Origin of the sequence: Enterococcus sp. AZ171 (genome assembly GCF_051714005.1) — a bacterium.
Lineage (GTDB): Bacteria > Bacillota > Bacilli > Lactobacillales > Enterococcaceae > Enterococcus_B > Enterococcus_B pernyi.
The window spans coordinates 1,397,253-1,416,359 of record NZ_JBIORA010000001.1; the positions used below are offsets into that span (position 1 = coordinate 1,397,253).

Below are 19,107 nucleotides of genomic sequence, written 5' to 3' on the forward strand. Positions count from 1 at the left end.
GAGGACATCGCATGATCATCAAATCAGAACGCATCAGTTTAAAACACTTATTAACGGTAGAAGCATTAACAGACCAAGAAGTAATGGGGTTGATCCGACGAGGACAAGAGTTCAAACAGGGCGCAACTTGGTCACCACAAAAATCCCAATATTTTGCAACGAACTTGTTCTTTGAAAACAGTACACGAACGCATAAAAGTTTTGATGTAGCAGAAAAGAAACTTGGTCTTGAAGTGATCGAATTTGAAGCAAGTACAAGTTCAGTTACAAAAGGTGAAACATTATACGATACCGTTCTAACGATGTCTGCACTTGGGGTGGATGTAGCTGTTATCCGTCATGGAGATGAAAACTACTATGACGAATTGATCCAAAGTAAAACGATCCAATGCTCGATCATCAATGGCGGTGACGGTAGCGGGCAACATCCAACGCAGTGCTTACTTGATTTGATGACGATCTATGAAGAATTTGGCTATTTTGAAGGCTTGAAAGTGGCGATCGTCGGAGATATCACACATTCTCGTGTCGCAAAATCGAATATGCAGATGTTGAAACGTCTTGGCGCACAGGTTTTCTTCTCAGGTCCAAGAGAATGGTATGACGATGAATTTGAAGTTTACGGTCATTACTTACCACTAGATGACTTGCTGGATCAAGTCGATGTCATGATGATGTTACGTGTGCAACATGAACGCCACGATGGAAAAGAAAGTTTTTCAAAAGAAGGCTATCATCAAGAGTACGGCTTGACAGTCGAACGCGCTAAAAAAATGCAAAAACATGCAATCATCATGCACCCGGCACCAGTCAATCGAGATGTCGAATTGGCGGATTCACTGGTTGAAGGGTTACAGTCACGGATCATTCAACAAATGAGCAATGGTGTATTTGTCAGAATGGCGATCTTAGAAGCTGTATTAAGTGGAAAAGCATAAACATAAGAGGAGGAAGAAACATGAAAACACTCATTAAAAACGGTCAAATCAATACAAAAAGAAATGAAACAACACCAGCAGAAATTTGGATCGAAGAAGGAAAGATCAAAGCAATCGGTACAGGCTTTCCTGAGGCTGAATTTGATGAAGTGTTTGATGCACAAGGGCAGTTGATCACACCTGGATTAGTGGATGTCCATGTCCATCTGAGAGAGCCTGGCTTTACTTACAAGGAAACGATCGAAGCTGGCACGAAAGCAGCTGCTCGAGGTGGGTTCACCACTGTTTGTGCGATGCCAAATCTTGACCCAGTACCTAATACAGCAGAAAAATTAAAACAAGTCTATGACATCATCAAACGTGATGCTGTCGTCAAAGTATTACAGTATGCACCGATCACTGAAAATCTTCGAAGTGAAGAACTGGTCGATCAAGAAGCATTGATCAATGAAGGCGCATTTGCTTTTACCAATGATGGTGTCGGCGTGCAAACAGCAGGCACGATGTACTTAGCGATGAAAGAAGCTGCGAAAAACAATAAAGCACTCGTTGCTCACACAGAAGATGAATCATTATTATTTGGCGGTGTGATGCACGCAGGAGAAAAAGCAGAAGAGCTAGGGTTGCCAGGTATTTTGAGTGTGACTGAGTCTTCTCAAATTGCTCGTGATCTCCTATTAGCGGAAGCAACAGGCGTTCACTATCATGTCTGCCATGTTTCAACAAAAGAAAGTGTGCGGGTGATCCGCGATGCGAAAAAAGCCGGGATTCACGTGACTGCAGAGGTTTCACCGCATCATCTGATCTTGATCGATGAAGATATCCCAGAAGATTTTGGTTTTTGGAAAATGAATCCACCGTTGAGAGGCAAAGCCGATCGCGAGGCATTGATCGAAGGCTTGCTTGATGGCACGATCGATTGTATTGCCACCGACCATGCTCCACACGGATTAGAAGAAAAAAGTCAAAGTTTCTTGCAATCACCTTTCGGGATCGTTGGAAGTGAAACAGCCTTCCAACTCGTGTATACACATTTTGTTGAAACAGGAAAATTCACACTAGAGCAAGTGATTGACTGGATGGCAGTTAAACCAGCAGCCATCTTTGGTTTGGAAGCTGGCACCTTGACGATCGGCGCACCAGCAGACTTGGCAGTTTACGATATTGCGCATTCTGCAGTAATCGATAAAAAAGATTTCTTATCAAAAGGCGAGAACACACCTTTCGTCGGTTGGGAAATCAAAGGGGAAACATTGATGACATTTGTCAACGGAAAACTTGTTTGGCATAAGGGGGAATAATTGGATGGAACGGTTGCTGATTTTAGAAGATGGCACAGTATTTAAAGGGAAATCATTTGGCGCGACAGCCAATGTGTTTGGAGAAATCGTCTTTACGACAAGTATGACAGGATATCAAGAAACGATCACAGACCAAAGTTTTAATGGACAGATCATTACATTTACGTACCCGATGGTAGGGAATTATGGCGTCAACCGTGATGATTATGAATCGATTGCACCAACGTGTAAAGGTGTAGTGGTCAAAGAGCATGCACGTGTTGCGTCAAGTTGGCGTAACCAAATGACATTAGACGAGTTCTTGAAACAAAAAGGAATCCCTGGTATCTCTGGCATCGATACACGGGCGTTGACACGAAAAATCCGTGAAGTTGGGACGATGAAAGCCAGTATCGTGGATGCAGGCGACACATTTGAACATGCGTTTGACCAGCTAAAAGCAACCGTCTTGGCAACGAACCAAGTCCAACAAGTTTCAACCAATAAACCTTATCCTAGCCCAGGAACAGGAAGAAATGTGGCAGTCATTGATTTTGGATTGAAACATAGCATCTTACGTGAATTGAGTAAGCGTGACTGTAATTTAACAGTCTTACCGTACAATACGGATGCGGAAACGATCCTTTCATTATCGCCAGACGGCGTGATGCTGACGAATGGACCAGGGGATCCGAAAGATGTACCAGAAGCGATCGAGATGATCAAACAAATCCAAGGAAAAATCCCGATTTTCGGCATCTGCTTGGGGCATCAACTTTTTGCACTAGCAAATGGTGCAGATACGTACAAGATGAAATTTGGTCATCGTGGACTGAATCATCCTGTGCGTGAAGTTGCAACAGGAAGAATCGATTTTACGTCACAAAACCATGGCTATGCGGTAAATGAACAAACGATCGATCCGGAAAAATTAATTGTCACTCATGTGGAAGTTAATGATGGCACAGTCGAAGGTGTCCGTCACCGTCGCTATCCTGCCTTCAGTGTGCAATTCCATCCAGATGCAGCACCTGGCCCACATGATGCACTACATTTATTTGATGAATTTATGGAAATGATGGACGCTGGAAAGGAGCAATTCTAATGCCAAAACGCACAGATATCAATAAAATCATGGTGATCGGTTCTGGTCCGATCATCATTGGTCAAGCCGCTGAGTTTGACTATGCAGGTACACAGGCTTGTCTTGCTTTAAAAGAAGAAGGCTACGAAGTCGTCTTAGTCAACTCCAATCCAGCAACGATCATGACTGATAAAGAAATTGCCGATCAAGTCTACCTAGAACCAATCACATTAGAATTTGTCTCACGAATTTTGCGAAAAGAACGTCCTGATGCGATCTTACCGACATTAGGTGGGCAAACAGGTTTGAATATGGCGATGGAATTAGCTGAATCAGGAATCTTGGACGAATTAGGCATCGAATTATTAGGGACGAAATTAAGTGCGATCGACCAAGCAGAAGATCGTGACTTGTTCAAAAAGTTGATGGAAGAATTAAATCAACCGATCCCAGAATCAGAAATCGTGACAACGGTGGAAGAAGCAGTCGCCTTTGCCAATAAAATCGGTTACCCGATCATCGTTCGACCAGCCTTCACATTAGGGGGGACTGGTGGTGGTATGTGTGAGAATGAAGCCGAACTACGACAAATCGCAGAAAATGGCTTGAGCTTGTCGCCCGTCACACAATGTTTGATTGAACGTAGTATTGCAGGCTTCAAGGAAATCGAATATGAAGTGATGCGCGACTCTGCCGATAATGCCATCGTTGTCTGCAACATGGAAAATTTCGATCCAGTCGGTATCCATACAGGGGATTCAATCGTCTTTGCACCGAGTCAAACATTAGCAGACCATGAATATCAAATGTTAAGAGATGCGTCACTATCGATCATCCGTGCATTGAAAATCGAAGGTGGCTGTAACGTTCAGTTAGCATTAGACCCTCATAGTTTCAACTACTATGTCATCGAAGTGAACCCTCGTGTTTCACGCTCCTCTGCTTTAGCAAGTAAAGCGACCGGCTATCCGATCGCAAAATTAGCAGCTAAAATCGCGTTAGGCTTGACCTTGGATGAAATGAAAAATCCAGTAACAGGAACGACTTATGCAGAATTTGAGCCCGCATTGGATTATGTAGTAGCAAAAATCCCACGTTGGCCTTTCGACAAATTCGAAAACGGTGAACGTGTCTTAGGCACGCAAATGAAAGCAACCGGCGAAGTGATGGCGATCGGTCGTAACATCGAAGAATCTTTATTAAAAGCCGTTCGTTCATTAGAAATCGGGGCGCACCACCTTGAATTGCCAGAACTGAAGCCAGTCAGTGAAGAACGTTTGATGGAGAAAATCGTCCGAGCACAAGATGATCGTTTATTCTACTTAGCCGAAGCGATCCGTCGTGGCTATCCGATCCAAGAATTGGCAGACTTGACGAAAATCGATTTATTCTTCTTGGATAAATTGTTGCATATCATTGAATTAGAAGAGGAGCTTTCGGCACAACCGAATCAGCTGGATCTACTTCTTGCTGTGAAACAAAATGGCTTCACAGATCGCAAAATTGCGGAATTGTGGAAAACGACGACGGAAGCGATTCGCCAATTACGTACGGAAAATAACATTCAACCTGTTTACAAAATGGTCGATACGTGTGCTGCCGAATTTGAATCCCACACACCTTACTTCTATAGTACGTATGAAATCGAAAATGAAAGCCATCGTTCAGAAAAACCGTCTGTTCTAGTACTTGGTTCTGGACCGATCCGTATCGGACAAGGGGTAGAATTTGATTATGCAACAGTTCATTCAGTCAAAGCCATTCAACAAGCAGGCTATGAAGCAATCATCATGAATAGTAATCCTGAAACCGTTTCGACAGATTTCTCGATTTCTGATAAACTTTACTTTGAGCCTTTGACTTTTGAAGATGTGATGAATGTCATCGAGTTGGAACAACCAATCGGTGTCATCGTCCAATTTGGAGGACAAACAGCGATCAATCTAGCTGAACCATTAGCAAAAGCAGGTGTAAAAATCCTAGGCACAACGATCGAAGACCTTGATCGTGCGGAGAACCGTGATCTATTCGAACAAGCGTTACAAGAATTAGGGGTGCCTCAGCCACTAGGAGATACTGCGACAAGTAAAGAAGAAGCAGTTGCAGTTGCCAATAAAATCGGCTATCCAGTACTTGTTCGTCCAAGCTATGTCTTGGGAGGTCGGGCAATGGAGATCGTTGAGAACCAACGCGATCTAGAAGATTATATGGAACATGCGGTCAAAGCTTCACCAGAACATCCAGTCTTAGTCGATCGTTACTTGATCGGTAGTGAGTGCGAAGTCGATGCGATCTGTGATGGCGAAACCGTCTTGATCCCAGGAATCATGGAACATATCGAACGTGCAGGGGTCCATTCAGGCGATTCTATGGCGGTTTATCCACCACAAGCGCTGTCAGAGGAAATCAAGCAAACAATCGAAGATTACACGATCCGTTTAGCACGAGGGTTGAATTGTATCGGGATGATGAACATCCAATTCGTGATCCATGACAACCAAGTATATGTCATCGAAGTGAACCCACGTGCGAGTCGAACGGTTCCTTTCTTGAGCAAAGTGACGAATATCCCGATGGCACAGATCGCTACAAAAGCCATCTTAGGAGAAAAATTGAAAGACTTAGGCTATGAAGATGGTTTGTACCCTGAAACTGCCAACGTCCATGTCAAAGCGCCAGTTTTCTCATTTACGAAGTTGCATAAAGTGGACACTTATTTAGGCCCAGAGATGAAATCGACAGGTGAAGTCATGGGTTCGGATCAAAACTTAGACAAAGCGCTGTATAAAGCGTTCGAAGCATCTGGTTTACGCTTGCCTGATTATGGTGCTGTCTTGTTTACGATCGCCGATGAAACGAAAGAAGAAGCCTTAGGTCTAGCAAAACGCTTTGCAGAAATCGGCTATAGCTTATTGGCAACGAAAAATACCGCAGCGTTCTTTGAACAACACGGACTTGTGGTGACACCAGTAGCTAAAATCTCTGAGGAAACAAAAGAGAAAAATGTCGTTGACCTGATTCGTGCGGGCAAAGCACGAGTGGTCGTCAATACCATTGATAAAGATCGTGGGAATGCGTCAAAAGATGGTTTTATCATTCGACGTGAAGCAGTAGAGCATGGCACGCCATTGTTTACTTCCCTTGATACTGCGGATGCGATCGTCCGCGTGATGGAATCCCGAGCATTTTCAACACAAGCAATCTAATCGTGGAGGGCAATTGCCCTCCTATTTAAAAAATGAAAAAAGCAAAGCAGTCTAGCGAAAAGTCCCAAAACATAGGAGTGTTAAGATGAAACAAGAAGTAATGAAAATCGTTCACCAACGGCAACTAGCACCACGAATCTATGAAATGACACTGACTGGGGAATTAGTCCAAGAAATGACACGCCCTGGACAATTCCTTCATATTCGCGTACCCCGAGCAGATTTGTTGTTGCGCCGACCAATCAGTATCAACCAGATCGATCAATCACAAAAAACTTGTCGTATCATCTACCGTGTAGAAGGAGACGGAACAAAGCATTTCGCAGAATTGACTGCTGGTGATTCTTTAGACGTCTTAGGGCCTTTAGGGAATGGCTTCGATCTTTCAGGATTAACGAACAAAGATGAGGTCTTCATTGTCGGTGGAGGGATCGGTGTTCCTCCTTTATACGAACTATCGAAACAGCTGAAGGAACTAGGCGTCAAAGCGATTCACTTTCTAGGCTTTGCTTCACAAGAAGTAATGTATTATGAAGAAGAATTTCTAAAGCTAGGTGATACAAGGATCGCAACGGATGACGGCACCTATGGACTCCATGGGAATGTCGGTAATCTATTACTTGCGGCAAAAGATAAGCCTGCTGCTATTTTTGCATGCGGTTCAAATGGATTACTAAAGACAGTGGAACAGCTTTTCGCCGGTCATCCTAACGTCCAATTGTCATTAGAGTCTCGCATGGCCTGTGGTGTCGGTGCATGTTACGCATGTATCTGTCATGTCCCAGGCGATGAAACAGGAACGAAAAGCTTGAAAGTCTGTGATGAAGGACCGATTTTCCAAGCAGGAGAGGTGATTTTATGAGTAACCCTTTAGCAGTTAAACTTCCAGGACTAAACTTGAAGAATCCAATCATGCCAGCAAGTGGCTGCTTTGGATTTGGCAAAGAATATGGCAAATACTACGATTTGAACCAACTTGGCGCAATCATGGTCAAGGCGACGACACCTAAAGCGCGCTTTGGTAATCCCACGCCGCGAGTAGCAGAAACACCTTCTGGTATGCTCAATGCGATCGGGTTGCAAAATCCTGGAATGGAAGTGGTCATGGAAAAATCGCTACCTGAATTAGCCACCTATAAAGATTTGCCGATCATAGCAAATGTCGCTGGCGCCTGTGAAGAAGACTATGTTGAAGTTTGTGGCAAGATCGGTGATGCACCGAATGTCCATGCCATCGAACTTAATATCTCGTGTCCAAATGTCAAACATGGCGGAATTGCTTTTGGTACTGACCCAGATGTGGCGTTCCAACTGACACAAGCGGTGGAAAAAGTGGCGAATGTCCCTGTCTATGTCAAATTATCTCCTAATGTTACGGATATCGTGCCAGTGGCACAGGCTATTGAAGCTGGCGGCGCCGATGGGTTTACGATGATCAATACCTTGCTGGGGATGCGTATCGATCTGAAAACTAGAAAACCGATTCTTGCCAATCAAACAGGCGGTCTCTCAGGACCAGCAATCAAACCGGTGGCTATTCGTTTGATCCATCAGGTGGCAAGTGTCTCAAACTTGCCGATCATTGGGATGGGCGGTGTGCAAACCGTTGATGATGTACTGGAGATGTATATGGCAGGTGCAAGTGCAGTTGCTGTTGGGACAGCCAACTTTACCGACCCTTATATCTGTCCAAAACTGATTGCAGACCTACCAGCGAGAATGAGCGAGTTAGGCATTGAGTCTTTAGAGCAATTGATCAAAGAAGTGAAAGAAGGTAGAAATCAATGAATCAACGACCAATTATTGCTTTAGATTTTTCATCTTGGCAAGAAGTAGAAACCTTTATGCAACGTTTCCCAGAAGACGAAAAGTTATTCGTTAAAATCGGTATGGAGCTCTTTTATCAAGAAGGACCAATCATCGTTCGTTGGTTAAAAGACGCTGGACATGACGTTTTCTTAGATTTGAAATTACATGATATCCCAAATACCGTGGAAAAAGCGATGCGAGGCCTAGCAAAATTAGGCGTAGACATTACTTGTGTCCATGCTGCCGGCGGTATCCGTATGATGGAAGCAGCGATGCGTGGCTTGACAGATGGAACACCCGAAGGTAAGAAACGACCTTTACTTTTAGCAATCACGCAACTGACTTCCACAAGTGAAGAAGAGATGCACCATGATCAACTGATCGAAGTACCCTTAGAAGAAAGTGTGATCCACTACGCAGCTTGTGCAAAAGAAGCAGGTTTAGATGGGGTCGTATCTTCAGCACTTGAAGTGGCATCGATCAAAGCAAAAGCAGGTGACACATTTACGTGTCTAACCCCTGGCATCCGACCGGAAGGAACAGTTGCTGGTGACCAAACCAGAATCGTGACACCAGCCCGTGCAAAAGAAATCGGCTCAACCTTTATCGTTGTCGGTCGACCTATCACACAAGCAGAAGATCCTTACCAAGCCTATCAAACAATCAAAGCAGAATGGAGTCGTTGATCTATGAATATCGAACAAACTATTGCCAAAGACCTTTTAGAAATCGAAGCTGTTTTCTTAAGCCCAAACCAACCATTTACTTGGGCAAGTGGCATCAAAAGCCCCATCTATTGTGACAATCGCATCACGATGAGTTATCCAAAAGTAAGAAAAGAAATCGCTCAAGGATTAGCTGAAAAAATCAAGCAAGAATTTCCAGAAGTCGAAGTGATTGCTGGAACGGCAACTGCAGGAATCCCTCATGCAGCATGGGTAGCTGAGATCTTAGACTTACCAATGGTCTATATTCGCAGCAAAGCGAAAGCTCATGGCAAAGGGAACCAAATCGAAGGACGGATCTTCGAAGGACAAAAAATGGTGGTCATTGAAGATTTGATCTCAACAGGTGGAAGTGTACTAGAAGCCGCTGAAGCAGCGAAACGAGAAGGTGCGGATGTTTTAGGTGTCGCAGCTATCTTTACTTACGAGTTGCCAAAAGGAAAAGCTAACTTTGAAGCAGCGGGTCTACCATTGGTTACTTTGACGAATTATTCTGTGCTGATCGAATTTGCTTTAGAAAATAAAACCATCGACGAAACAGAATTAGCTTTACTAAAAGAATGGAAAAAAGATCCTGAGAACTGGGTGACGGATTAAGTTAAAAAAAGGGCGGAAAACATTTGTTGTTTCAGCCCTTTTTCTATTTGTGGAATAGCTAAATCCTGATGATACATAGTAAAAACTATTCTTTTATAAATGAAAACCTCTAAAGATAATAAGCTGAAAATTTGCGAATTCAAGTTATTTAATGATAAGATTATCGGAAAAGTCATCTCAAGGAGGAGGAATCTTTATGGGATTGAATGAATTTATTTTAGGACTAAATAACTTAGAAAGAATCACACGGGCGCCAGGTTTCTTCAAACACACTGAACATACTGTTGCGGCTCATTCCTATCGTGTGGCTTCAATTGCGCAAGTCTTAGGTGATATTGAAGAACTCCATGGGCAATCAATCGATTGGAAACTCTTGTATGAAAAAGCTTTGAACCATGATTACACTGAACGTTTTATCGGCGACATCAAAACTCCAGTAAAATATGCAAGTAAAGAGTTGCGGGGGATGCTACAGACTGTCGAAGAAAAAATGACGGATGAGTTCATCAATCAAGAAATTCCCGAAGCGTTACAAGACGTCTATCGTCGCCGCTTGTTCGAAGGAAAAGACGATACGGTCGAAGGCGAATTATTAGCAGTTTCAGATAAAATCGATTTGTTGTACGAATCATTTGATGAGATCAGTAAAAATAATCCGGAGAAAGTCTATAAAGAGATGTTTATTGAGGCAGTCACAACGATCAAAGGCTTCGACCATCGACCTTCCGTCCAATATTTTTTCAAGGAGATCTTTCCGGAGTTGCTCAATCAAGAATTCTATGGAAAAGAGGATTTCTTAGCAGCTGTTTCAAACATTGTCAAAAAAGAAAAAGAATAGTCGAAGTGCCTTGTAGGTAACTGATTCAGGAGGAATTTTAGTTGAAGAAGAATATGGATGTTGAGTGGGGTTATTCTGGTGAAAGAGGACCGGAACATTGGGCAGGATTGTGCGATTGGTTTGCAAAAGGAGCCGAATTTGAGTGGCAATCGCCCATTTCTCTAGTTACATGTGAAGAAAGCAGTGACACGAAAGAAACACTGTCTTTTCATTATCAGGAGCAACGCTTCACGGATAAGGAGTTCAAGAACACGATCCATCTTGTGCCATACGATCAAATCAGTTACGTTCTTTTCAATGAAGACAAATACTATTTGACCGACATCCATTTTCATATGCCGTCAGAACACGTCATCAATGGGAAACAAGAAGATATCGAGTTTCACTTTGTCCATACGAACGAACGACAAGAAAACTTAGTGGTTGGTGCGATGTACCATCTATCAAATGATGAGGGTTGGTTGTACGATCGCCAAAATGGCGACAAATGGGATCTCGATGCCCATGAGCATTGGACCGATGCCTCTGTCTTTTTCCCTGAGCAGAAAAGTCATTATCATTACGTTGGTTCATTGACCACTCCGCCAACGAGTGGGCCGATCCAATGGTTCGTCATGGATCAAGTCGGTCAATTGAATCGTGATTTTTTGATCCCATTCAAAGGACAATATGCGCAACCAAATAATCGTCCATTACAACCACTAAAGGAACGAAAAATTTATTATTACAAGGGGACGAAATGAACATCCAACAATTGAAATATGTCACTGCGGTAGCGAATAATGGAAGTTTTCGAGAAGCAGCAAAAAAATTGTTTGTTTCTCAACCAAGCCTTTCTGCAGCGATCAAAGAATTGGAAAATGAATTAAGTATCACTTTATTTACCCGCACGAATCGAGGTGCCTATCTAACAGAAGATGGTCAAGCCTTTTTAAAACGGGCGGAACGGATTTTAGTACAATTAGATTCTTTGGAAAACTATTACCAAAAAAGTGAAAAGCGAGAAAGCTTTTCGATTGCTTCACAACACTATGATTTTCTAGGACCATTGACTGCGCAACTGATCGAGACGTTTAAAGCAGAAGTGAAGCAGTTTCGGATCATGGAAACGACAACAGCAAACGTGATCGAAGAAGTCCAACAGCAGCAAAGCGAGTTAGGTATCCTTTATATGAATGACCATAATCGCACAGGGATCAAGCGTTACTTAGAACAAGGGGAATTAGTCGCGCAGTCTTTAGGAACATTTAAGACCCATATCTTTCTTAGACAGCGCCATCCACTTGCCCAGCAAGAAGAAATAAAGGTAGAAGAGTTAGCAGCATTTCCACAAGTTCGGTTTACACAAGATGGCAATAATTTTCCTTACTTTTATGAAGATCTAATTGAGATCCCTGAACAAGAATCGGTGATCTATACGAGTGACCGTGGCACGTTGATGAACATTGTGTTAGAAACAGATGCCTATGCTTCAGGCTCTGGCATCGTGATCGGGGAGATCAAAGAATATTTACGCTTGATTCCTTTAGCGGATAGTCCGATGAATGAGTTATATGTCATTTATTCTGGAAAGCAGCCATTAAGTGATATCGCCAAGAAGTTTATCACAAGTATCCAACAGGTGATGAAACAGGTGAAGTGAACGTTTAAAATCGAATCAATCCTTTCATTGGAAAAGAAGGTAAAGCAAAAGATAAGTCGTGAAATCAGTGAATGTTGATTTCAGGCTTATTTTTTTGTTCTTTCAAGTCTGACTGTATTGTTGCAGTAAAGTACATACTATCATTAATAAAACGATCGGTAACGATTTCATCATCGGTTTATCAATAATGATAAAGGGGATCAGCAAAATGAAAAAAGTAATTAAATTAATGTTAGGAGTAGTGGGAGCGACGAGTGTAGGACTATTTAAAGGGGAGGCTGTTGCTTGTGCGGATGATTCGCTTCCACAAATCGGAGAAGGGTATTTGAAATCGGTCAATCAAAGCACGATCGATCGCATGAGTACGATGGCCTATGCTTTATCCTACCAAATGTATCAATGGGGAGATATTGGTGTGAATGAAAGACTCACTGGCAATGAATACAATCCAAAAAATGTGTCCAGTCAATCCTATTCAGTAGGAGTCAATAGTGATATGGGAACGAAACAAACGTCAAAAACTGTGAATACAAGTGTTTTTCATAATCAAACAAATCAAGATCAAACGTTTACCACACCTTCTTATACCGAAACTTATATAGATTCGATTACGACATCAACCACACATTCTGCAGGTATTTCTACATCAGCGAGTACTGAAATCAGTGTACTAATGTTTGGTTCGGCAAGTATGGGTCTTGAATTAAGTTACAATTTTAGTACAACCACTTCGCATACACGGGAGACACAAAAAGGCTGGACTGTTCCTGGTCAAGCCATCAATGTTCGACCGGGACATACAGTCGAAGTCAATTGGGGATTTTATACGGGTGAAGCAACAGGAACGGTTGATTTACAAGAACGCATCCGAGCAGATATCCCATACAAAAAAGATGCTGCTGGGCGCATCCATACATATGGACTTGGACTGGTAGTTGGCGACCGCCAAGTGCTGTCAGATAGTTATTGGGATCGCTATATCACAGAAACTCGTAATAACTGGAAGAAAGTCGATGCAAATGTGGCAGGACATAAAATTGGTGCGGGTACCTATCGTGTCGATTATGGTTCAGGATTTGTCTTAGAAGCCTTTGACCGTACAACTGGCACAAAAGAAATCATTGCGACAGGCTACCAATTTTAATTGAAGATAGTTTTAAACACACAAAAAAACCGATCGTCAGAAGTCATGACTTCTTGACGTCGGTTTTTTTAGCAAAATCAATCTTTCGTCATTGCTTGGATTTTTTCTTCTTCTGGCGTCACAATGATCGTTTTTTGGTTTTCGTAAATCACATATCCTGGTTTAGCGCCCTTCGGTTTGCGAATATGTTTGACTTGCACTAGATCCACAGGCACTTGTGCAGAGTGGCGATATTTGGAGTAATACGCAGCTAGTTCAGCAGCTTCCGTAATGGTTTCATCAGAAGGCTGATCACTCTTGATGATCACGTGAGACCCTGGAATGTTTTGCGCGTGCAACCAGTGATCCGTTTTTCTTGCAGTTCTCATGGTTAATTGATCATTTTGCAGATTGTTTTTACCAACTAAAATCTCAGTGCCGTCAGAAGAGAAGTAGCGATCAGGTTGAGAAGGTTTTGCTTTCTTTTGTTTTTTGTTTGTTTTCTTTTTCAAGTAGCCCTCTGCTAATAGCTCTTCTTTGATCACTTCGATATCCATCGGTCCAGCAATCTCCAATTGCGAAAGGACAGATTCAAGGTACTGGATCTCGCTTTTCGCTTCTTCGATTTGTTTCCCGATCAATTTGACCGCATTTTTAAGTTTTTGGTAGCGATGAAAGTACTTTTGCGCATTCTGATTAGGTGTTAAGGCGGGATCAAGAGCAATCCGGATTGGTTGATTCTCTTCATAATAATTCGCCAAGGTCACTTCAGTCGCGCCACGAGGAACTTGAGTCATGAAAGTCGTCAATAGTTCGCCATCACGACGAAACTCTTCCGCATTTTCTGAATCGAGCAAGGTCTGCTCGCGCTTTTTCAATTTATTGCGATTACGTTTCAGTTCATTTTCGATTTTACGGATCAGTTCGCCGCCTTGTTGTTTTGCTCGATCTTTTTCCGCTTTTTCCTGGTAAAACGCATCTAACAACGCGCTTAATGTGGCGTATTCTTGTGCTGAATCGGCTTGTTTTGCCAATTCTTGATAAGCAATCGGCGTAAAGTATTCTTTTGTGCCGACTTCATAGTGTGTGGGTGTAGGTTGATTGATCGCAGTAAAGAATTCTTCCCAGACAGCCATTTTTTCATTCGGTCGCTGATTGATCCGTTCGACTAATTCTAATGCAGTGTCGTGACCTAATCCTTGAAATGCTTGTTGTAGTGCTTTTGCATTTGGCTCGATTTTTGATAGGCGTTCAAATACTTGTTCTTTTGTTGCTTCAAAAGGATCAAGTACCGCTTGTTCAGGTGGTGCGACATATTCGACACCAGGGAGTAACGAACGATAGGTGTTTTGTGAGCTGCCGATATGTTTGATCGCTTCTAGGATCTTTTGTGTTTGTTGATTCACTAAAACGATGGTACTGTGTCGTCCCATCAATTCAACGATCAAAACAATATTTTGTAAGTCGCCTAGTTCATCCCGCTTTGAAAAATGGAAGTGGATCACTCGGTCATTTTTGATTTGCTTGATATTTTCTAAAATCGCACCATCTAAATGTTTACGCAACATCATCACGAAGTTCGGTGGATTTTCTGGATTTTGATAATCGATCTCTGTGATCTGGACACGGGCATAGCTTGGATGAGCAGATAACAACAATCGGTGGTTCTTTCCACGAGAACGAATCACCAAAATGATTTCATTTTCATACGGTTGGTGGATCTTTGAGACCCGACCAGATAATAGTGTTTCGCGCAATTCATGGATCATTGCATGGGTAAATACACCATCAAAGGACATGATTCATTCCTCATTTCTATTCATAAGTACACTTATTATAACGAAAAAAGAAAGGAAAGACCAATGGACCGGATGATTTCTTCTGTAAAAGAGAGAATAAAGAAAGAAATTACATGAAAAACTAGTGTTTTATTTCGTTCTTTCGCTTGATTTTAGGTATAATTAGAGAAAGAACAGGTGGGGGAAAAGAAGATGCAGCGATTAATGGTAGAGATAAAGGATAAAATCATAATGAGCTACACGAATTTATCAGAGGATTTTGAGCAACATCCTCAAAAATATTTCAGACGGATCGGTCTTCTTTTGAGCTGTTCATTTTTGTTGACGGTCGCGATGTTTTTCTTGCCGAGTAAAATCAAAGAAGCACAGGTGGATTCATTGATCTATTCCTCGATACACTCCGAAAAGTTACAGCCTTTGCCATTTTCTTCCGCGCATCAAGAGATCACTGATAGTCGAGCCATCTCTGTCATGTTTAGTCTGCCGAAGGGTGAACTTTACAAGCAAGTGGTGGATATATTTGAAGATCCGCAACAAAGTAGTGAATTGAATCGAACGATTTTCTTCTATCCACTCGTTTATGATACCCAAGAATTAGAACAACGTTATGGGATCGAAAAAGATAAAATTACTATTATTTTCTTTGATGGCGGAAAAGAGAGAAATCGCTTAGTCCTTTCTGACCAAAGTAAAGAGGAACTTGAGAAAACCTTGGTTCCTGCATTGAATCGATTGCCACTGATCAACATCAAACAACTTGAAAAAGAATTAGCAAACGGCGAACAAGCGGAAGAAACAACAGAGAGTACCTTGGAGTAATTGTAGCGAAATACTTAGTGATAAATAACAAAAAGTCAAAAAAATAAAAAATTAGTTGACGGATAAATAAAATTCGATTAGACTTAGGATAACACTTAAAGGAAAGGATGGTCCAAGATGAACTTATCAATTCAATTTTTATCAGAACATAAAAATAATTGGCGTAACTGGCGTAGATAAGTTGTATCAAGGGCGAACTTTTTCGTAGATACAACTTTTTAGAGTACAACAATGTACGATTCTAAAGTTTGTATCTATGCTGGACAAGAATTTGACGACCGCATAGATGGCTCTATGCGGTTTTTTGTTGGTAAAAGACAATGACCGTACCAGCGGTGATTGTCTTTTTTTGTTCATTCGCTCAAAGTTACAAACGTAGCCGATTTATTTAAAAAAATACATAACAAAAAGGGGAAATAAAAATGAAAAATAAACGATTGATCGCAGTAATCGCACTGATACTTATCTATTTGACCGGTACATTTATCTACGAAACGATCAAGGATCAGCCACCTGTTGAAGGAAATCGAACAGGTGATAAGAAAGTTGTTGGGGTCTTACAGTTCGTTAGTCACCCTGCGTTAGATGAAATCTATCGAGGGATCAAAGATGGATTAAAAGAGTCAGGTTTGGAAGAAGGACGAAACCTAGAAATCAATTTCCAAAATGGTCAAGCCGACCAAAGTAAGTTAGCAACCATGAGTCAACAATTGGTTCAAAATAATCCAGACGTTCTCGTAGGCATTGCGACACCAGCAGCACAAGCCATCGCAAACACCACAAAAGATATCCCACTTGTCTTGGGCGCAGTGACTGATCCTGTAGGGGCAGGGCTAGTAAAAAGTTTAGAAGCACCAGGGGGCAACATCACAGGAGTTTCTGACCAACCGCCTGTGGAAGCGCAGATCCAGTTAGCGACAGAACTATTACCAAAAGCAAAAACGGTCGGGATTCTTTATGCATCATCAGAAGACAATTCACGTTATCAAGTCAGTCAAGCAGAAGAAGCGGCAAAAGCCAAAGGACTAACACCAGTGAAGTATGCCGTCCCATCAACGAATGAAATTGCACAAACCGTCCAAGTCATGAGCCAATCAGTTGATTTTATCTATGTTCCTTTAGATAACACGATTGCTAACGCGATGCAAACGGTCATCAAAGAAGCAAATAAAGCAGATATCCCAGTAATTCCTTCTGTCGATACGATGGTCGAACAAGGCGGATTAGCGACAATCGGGATCAATCAATACGAATTAGGTGTACAAACAGGGAAAATGGCAGCCGCTTTAGCAAATGGGAAAGAACCAGCCACCACCCCTGTCTATGTGTTTGATAAAGGCGATATCATCGTCAATGAAAAACAAGCAGAACTGTTAGGAATCACGATTCCTGAATCCATCAAACAAGATGCAAAAGTACTGACAGATATCAAGGAGGAAGAACAATGATCGTATCCGCAATTTCACAAGGTATGTTATGGGCCATATTAGGTTTAGGAATTTTTATGACTTACCGCATTTTAGATTTCCCTGATATGACAACAGAAGGTTCATTCCCACTTGGTGGGGCTGTCTGTGTAACAGCGATCACGCATGGCGTTAGTCCATTATTGGCAACGATTCTAGGGGTTTTGGCCGGAATGGCAGCTGGACTTGTTACAGGCTTACTTTATACAAAAGGAAAGATTCCAGTCATCTTAGCCGGTATCTTAGTAATGTCAGGTTTAAACTCAGTTATCTTGTTCGTGATGCGCACACCCAACCTTTCATTGTTGAATCATCCAGTCTTACAAGATGTGTTCCACGCACTACATTTACCGAATTATTTTGACACTGTCTTATTAGGATTATTATCGCTGGGCTTATTGATCAGCGTATTGATCTTCTTCTTCAATACAGATCTAGGGCAAGGCTATATTGCCACTGGGGATAATGAGACAATGGCACGTTCATTAGGAATCAAAACCGACCGCATGAAAATCTTAGGTTTGACTTTATCTAACGGAGTAATTGCTTTATCAGGCGCATTGATCGCTCAAAACGATGGCTATGCGGATGTCAATAAAGGAATCGGCGTGATCGTGATCGGACTAGCTTCAATCATCATCGGGGAAGTCATTTTCCAAGAGTTGACATTGATCGAGCGTTTACTAGCAATCGTTGTCGGAAGCATCATCTATCAACTATTGATTTTAGCTGTTATCAAATTAGGTTTTGATACGACTTATCTGAAATTATTCTCAGCGATCATCTTAGCGGCTTGCCTGATGATCCCACAAGTAAAACAAGCATTGAAATTAAAAACTGGTTTTGAAAAGGAGGTCTAACGATGACAGCTATCTTAACGATCAAAAATGGTAGAAAAGTAGTCAACAATGGGATGCACGAAGAAAAAGTATTATTGGATGATATCCAATTGACCATCAATGAAGGAGATTTTATCACTGTTCTTGGCGGTAATGGGGCGGGCAAAAGTACTTTGTTCAATACGATTGCCGGAACATTACAATTAAGTCAAGGTGGGGTTTATTTCAAAGACCAGCCAATCACTAAGTTATCAGAAGAAGCACGAGCTTTATTTCTATCACGCGTATTCCAAGACCCAAAAATGGGGACTGCACCACGGATGACCGTGGCAGAAAATCTATTGTTAGCCCAAAAACGAGGTGAGAAACGGCCGCTTCGTTTGCGTCAATTGAAAAACCAAAAAGAAGCGTTCTATAAAATATGCCAAGAAGTAGGCAATGGATTAGAGCAACATTTAGATACACCTGCTGGCGAATTGTCAGGGGGGCAACGACAAGCCTTAAGTTTATTGATGGCAACGATCAAAGCGCCAGAATTACTTTTATTGGATGAACATACCGCAGCACTAGATCCTAAGACAGCCAAGCTGCTGATGGAATTGACCAACCAACGCATCACAGAGCAAAAGTTAACATGCTTGATGATCACGCACCGTATGGAAGATGCTTTGAACTATGGGGATCGCTTGATCGTCTTACAAAAAGGCCGGATCGTCAAAGACTTAGCGAAAGAAGAAAAACAAGCATTATCCATGAACGATCTCTTACACTTCTTCGAAGAAGTCATCGATTAGTCATTCGAGAACGCTATCTCCGTTTGACAAGTTTGTTTCCTTCAATTTATACTTGTGATAGCAGGTATAATAACAATCAAAATCAATACGATTCATATCAGAAAAATGATTGATGCCGCTTGTTCCTTCGTAGGTTCTACGAATGGAC

The 19,107-nt window shown here is 41.9% G+C and carries 17 protein-coding genes; 16 read left to right on the forward strand and 1 reads right to left on the reverse strand.

Going from position 1 to position 19,107, the window contains the following annotated elements:
- The first annotated feature begins 11 nt into the window (after positions 1–11).
- The 12 genes from IGJ49_RS06770 (at position 12) to IGJ49_RS06825 (ending at position 13,263) form a co-directional block, all read left to right on the forward strand.
- Positions 12–938 carry an aspartate carbamoyltransferase catalytic subunit gene (locus tag IGJ49_RS06770; protein ID WP_023519624.1) on the forward strand — a complete coding sequence of 309 codons (927 nt, stop codon included), beginning with the start codon at positions 12–14 and terminating at the stop codon, positions 936–938.
- Between the two features lie 20 nt (positions 939–958).
- The gene (locus IGJ49_RS06775) at positions 959–2,239 is read left to right on the forward strand and encodes a dihydroorotase (RefSeq protein WP_438722854.1); all 1,281 of its coding nucleotides are present in this window, start codon (positions 959–961) and stop codon (positions 2,237–2,239) included.
- Positions 2,240–2,243: 4 nt separating this feature from the next.
- Entirely contained in the window at positions 2,244–3,323 is a 1,080-nt protein-coding gene (locus IGJ49_RS06780; protein WP_438722855.1) for a carbamoyl phosphate synthase small subunit, read from the forward strand.
- Positions 3,323–6,508, forward strand: coding sequence for a carbamoyl-phosphate synthase large subunit (gene carB, locus IGJ49_RS06785; protein WP_438722857.1), 3,186 nt, complete (start codon positions 3,323–3,325; stop codon positions 6,506–6,508). Before IGJ49_RS06780 ends, carB begins: the two co-directional genes overlap by 1 nt.
- 85 nt (positions 6,509–6,593) lie before the next feature.
- Positions 6,594–7,370, forward strand: coding sequence for a dihydroorotate dehydrogenase electron transfer subunit (locus tag IGJ49_RS06790; protein ID WP_438722858.1), 777 nt, complete (start codon positions 6,594–6,596; stop codon positions 7,368–7,370).
- Complete coding sequence (locus IGJ49_RS06795) at positions 7,367–8,296, forward strand: dihydroorotate dehydrogenase (protein WP_438722860.1); 930 nt, start codon at positions 7,367–7,369, stop codon at positions 8,294–8,296. The genes IGJ49_RS06790 and IGJ49_RS06795 overlap by 4 nt, the downstream gene beginning before the upstream one ends.
- A complete protein-coding gene (gene pyrF, locus IGJ49_RS06800) occupies positions 8,293–9,003 on the forward strand; it encodes an orotidine-5'-phosphate decarboxylase (protein WP_019723949.1) in 711 nt (236 codons plus the stop codon). The genes IGJ49_RS06795 and pyrF overlap by 4 nt, the downstream gene beginning before the upstream one ends.
- 3 nt (positions 9,004–9,006) lie before the next feature.
- A complete protein-coding gene (gene pyrE, locus IGJ49_RS06805) occupies positions 9,007–9,639 on the forward strand; it encodes an orotate phosphoribosyltransferase (RefSeq protein WP_010735509.1) in 633 nt (210 codons plus the stop codon).
- 196 nt (positions 9,640–9,835) lie between these two features.
- Complete coding sequence (locus tag IGJ49_RS06810; RefSeq protein WP_010735508.1) at positions 9,836–10,477, forward strand: YfbR-like 5'-deoxynucleotidase; 642 nt, start codon at positions 9,836–9,838, stop codon at positions 10,475–10,477.
- 41 nt (positions 10,478–10,518) lie between these two features.
- Entirely contained in the window at positions 10,519–11,220 is a 702-nt protein-coding gene (locus IGJ49_RS06815; protein ID WP_375152274.1) for a carbonic anhydrase family protein, read from the forward strand.
- Entirely contained in the window at positions 11,217–12,119 is a 903-nt protein-coding gene (locus IGJ49_RS06820) for a LysR family transcriptional regulator (protein ID WP_010735506.1), read from the forward strand. The genes IGJ49_RS06815 and IGJ49_RS06820 overlap by 4 nt, the downstream gene beginning before the upstream one ends.
- 208 nt (positions 12,120–12,327) lie before the next feature.
- Positions 12,328–13,263, forward strand: coding sequence for an ETX/MTX2 family pore-forming toxin (locus IGJ49_RS06825; RefSeq protein WP_438722864.1), 936 nt, complete (start codon positions 12,328–12,330; stop codon positions 13,261–13,263).
- Positions 13,264–13,340: 77 nt separating this feature from the next.
- Here the strand turns inward: IGJ49_RS06825 and efbA are convergent, their stop codons facing one another.
- On the reverse strand, positions 13,341–15,041 hold the full coding sequence (efbA, locus tag IGJ49_RS06830; RefSeq protein ID WP_438722867.1) for a fibronectin-binding protein EfbA: 1,701 nt from the start codon (positions 15,039–15,041) through the stop codon (positions 13,341–13,343).
- Positions 15,042–15,233: 192 nt separating this feature from the next.
- Between efbA and IGJ49_RS06835 the strand changes: the two genes are divergently transcribed.
- The 4 genes from IGJ49_RS06835 to IGJ49_RS06850 all read left to right on the forward strand — a co-directional run bounded on the left by IGJ49_RS06835 (position 15,234) and on the right by IGJ49_RS06850 (position 18,959).
- On the forward strand, positions 15,234–15,860 hold the full coding sequence (locus IGJ49_RS06835) for a hypothetical protein (protein ID WP_023519630.1): 627 nt from the start codon (positions 15,234–15,236) through the stop codon (positions 15,858–15,860).
- Positions 15,861–16,282: 422 nt separating this feature from the next.
- Positions 16,283–17,308, forward strand: a complete 1,026-nt coding sequence (trpX, locus tag IGJ49_RS06840; RefSeq protein ID WP_224434717.1) for a tryptophan ABC transporter substrate-binding protein — start codon at positions 16,283–16,285, stop codon at positions 17,306–17,308.
- Complete coding sequence (locus IGJ49_RS06845; RefSeq protein ID WP_019722826.1) at positions 17,305–18,186, forward strand: ABC transporter permease; 882 nt, start codon at positions 17,305–17,307, stop codon at positions 18,184–18,186. Before trpX ends, IGJ49_RS06845 begins: the two co-directional genes overlap by 4 nt.
- 2 nt (positions 18,187–18,188) lie before the next feature.
- Positions 18,189–18,959, forward strand: a complete 771-nt coding sequence (locus IGJ49_RS06850) for an ABC transporter ATP-binding protein (protein WP_077151340.1) — start codon at positions 18,189–18,191, stop codon at positions 18,957–18,959.
- Positions 18,960–19,107: the final 148 nt, after the last annotated feature.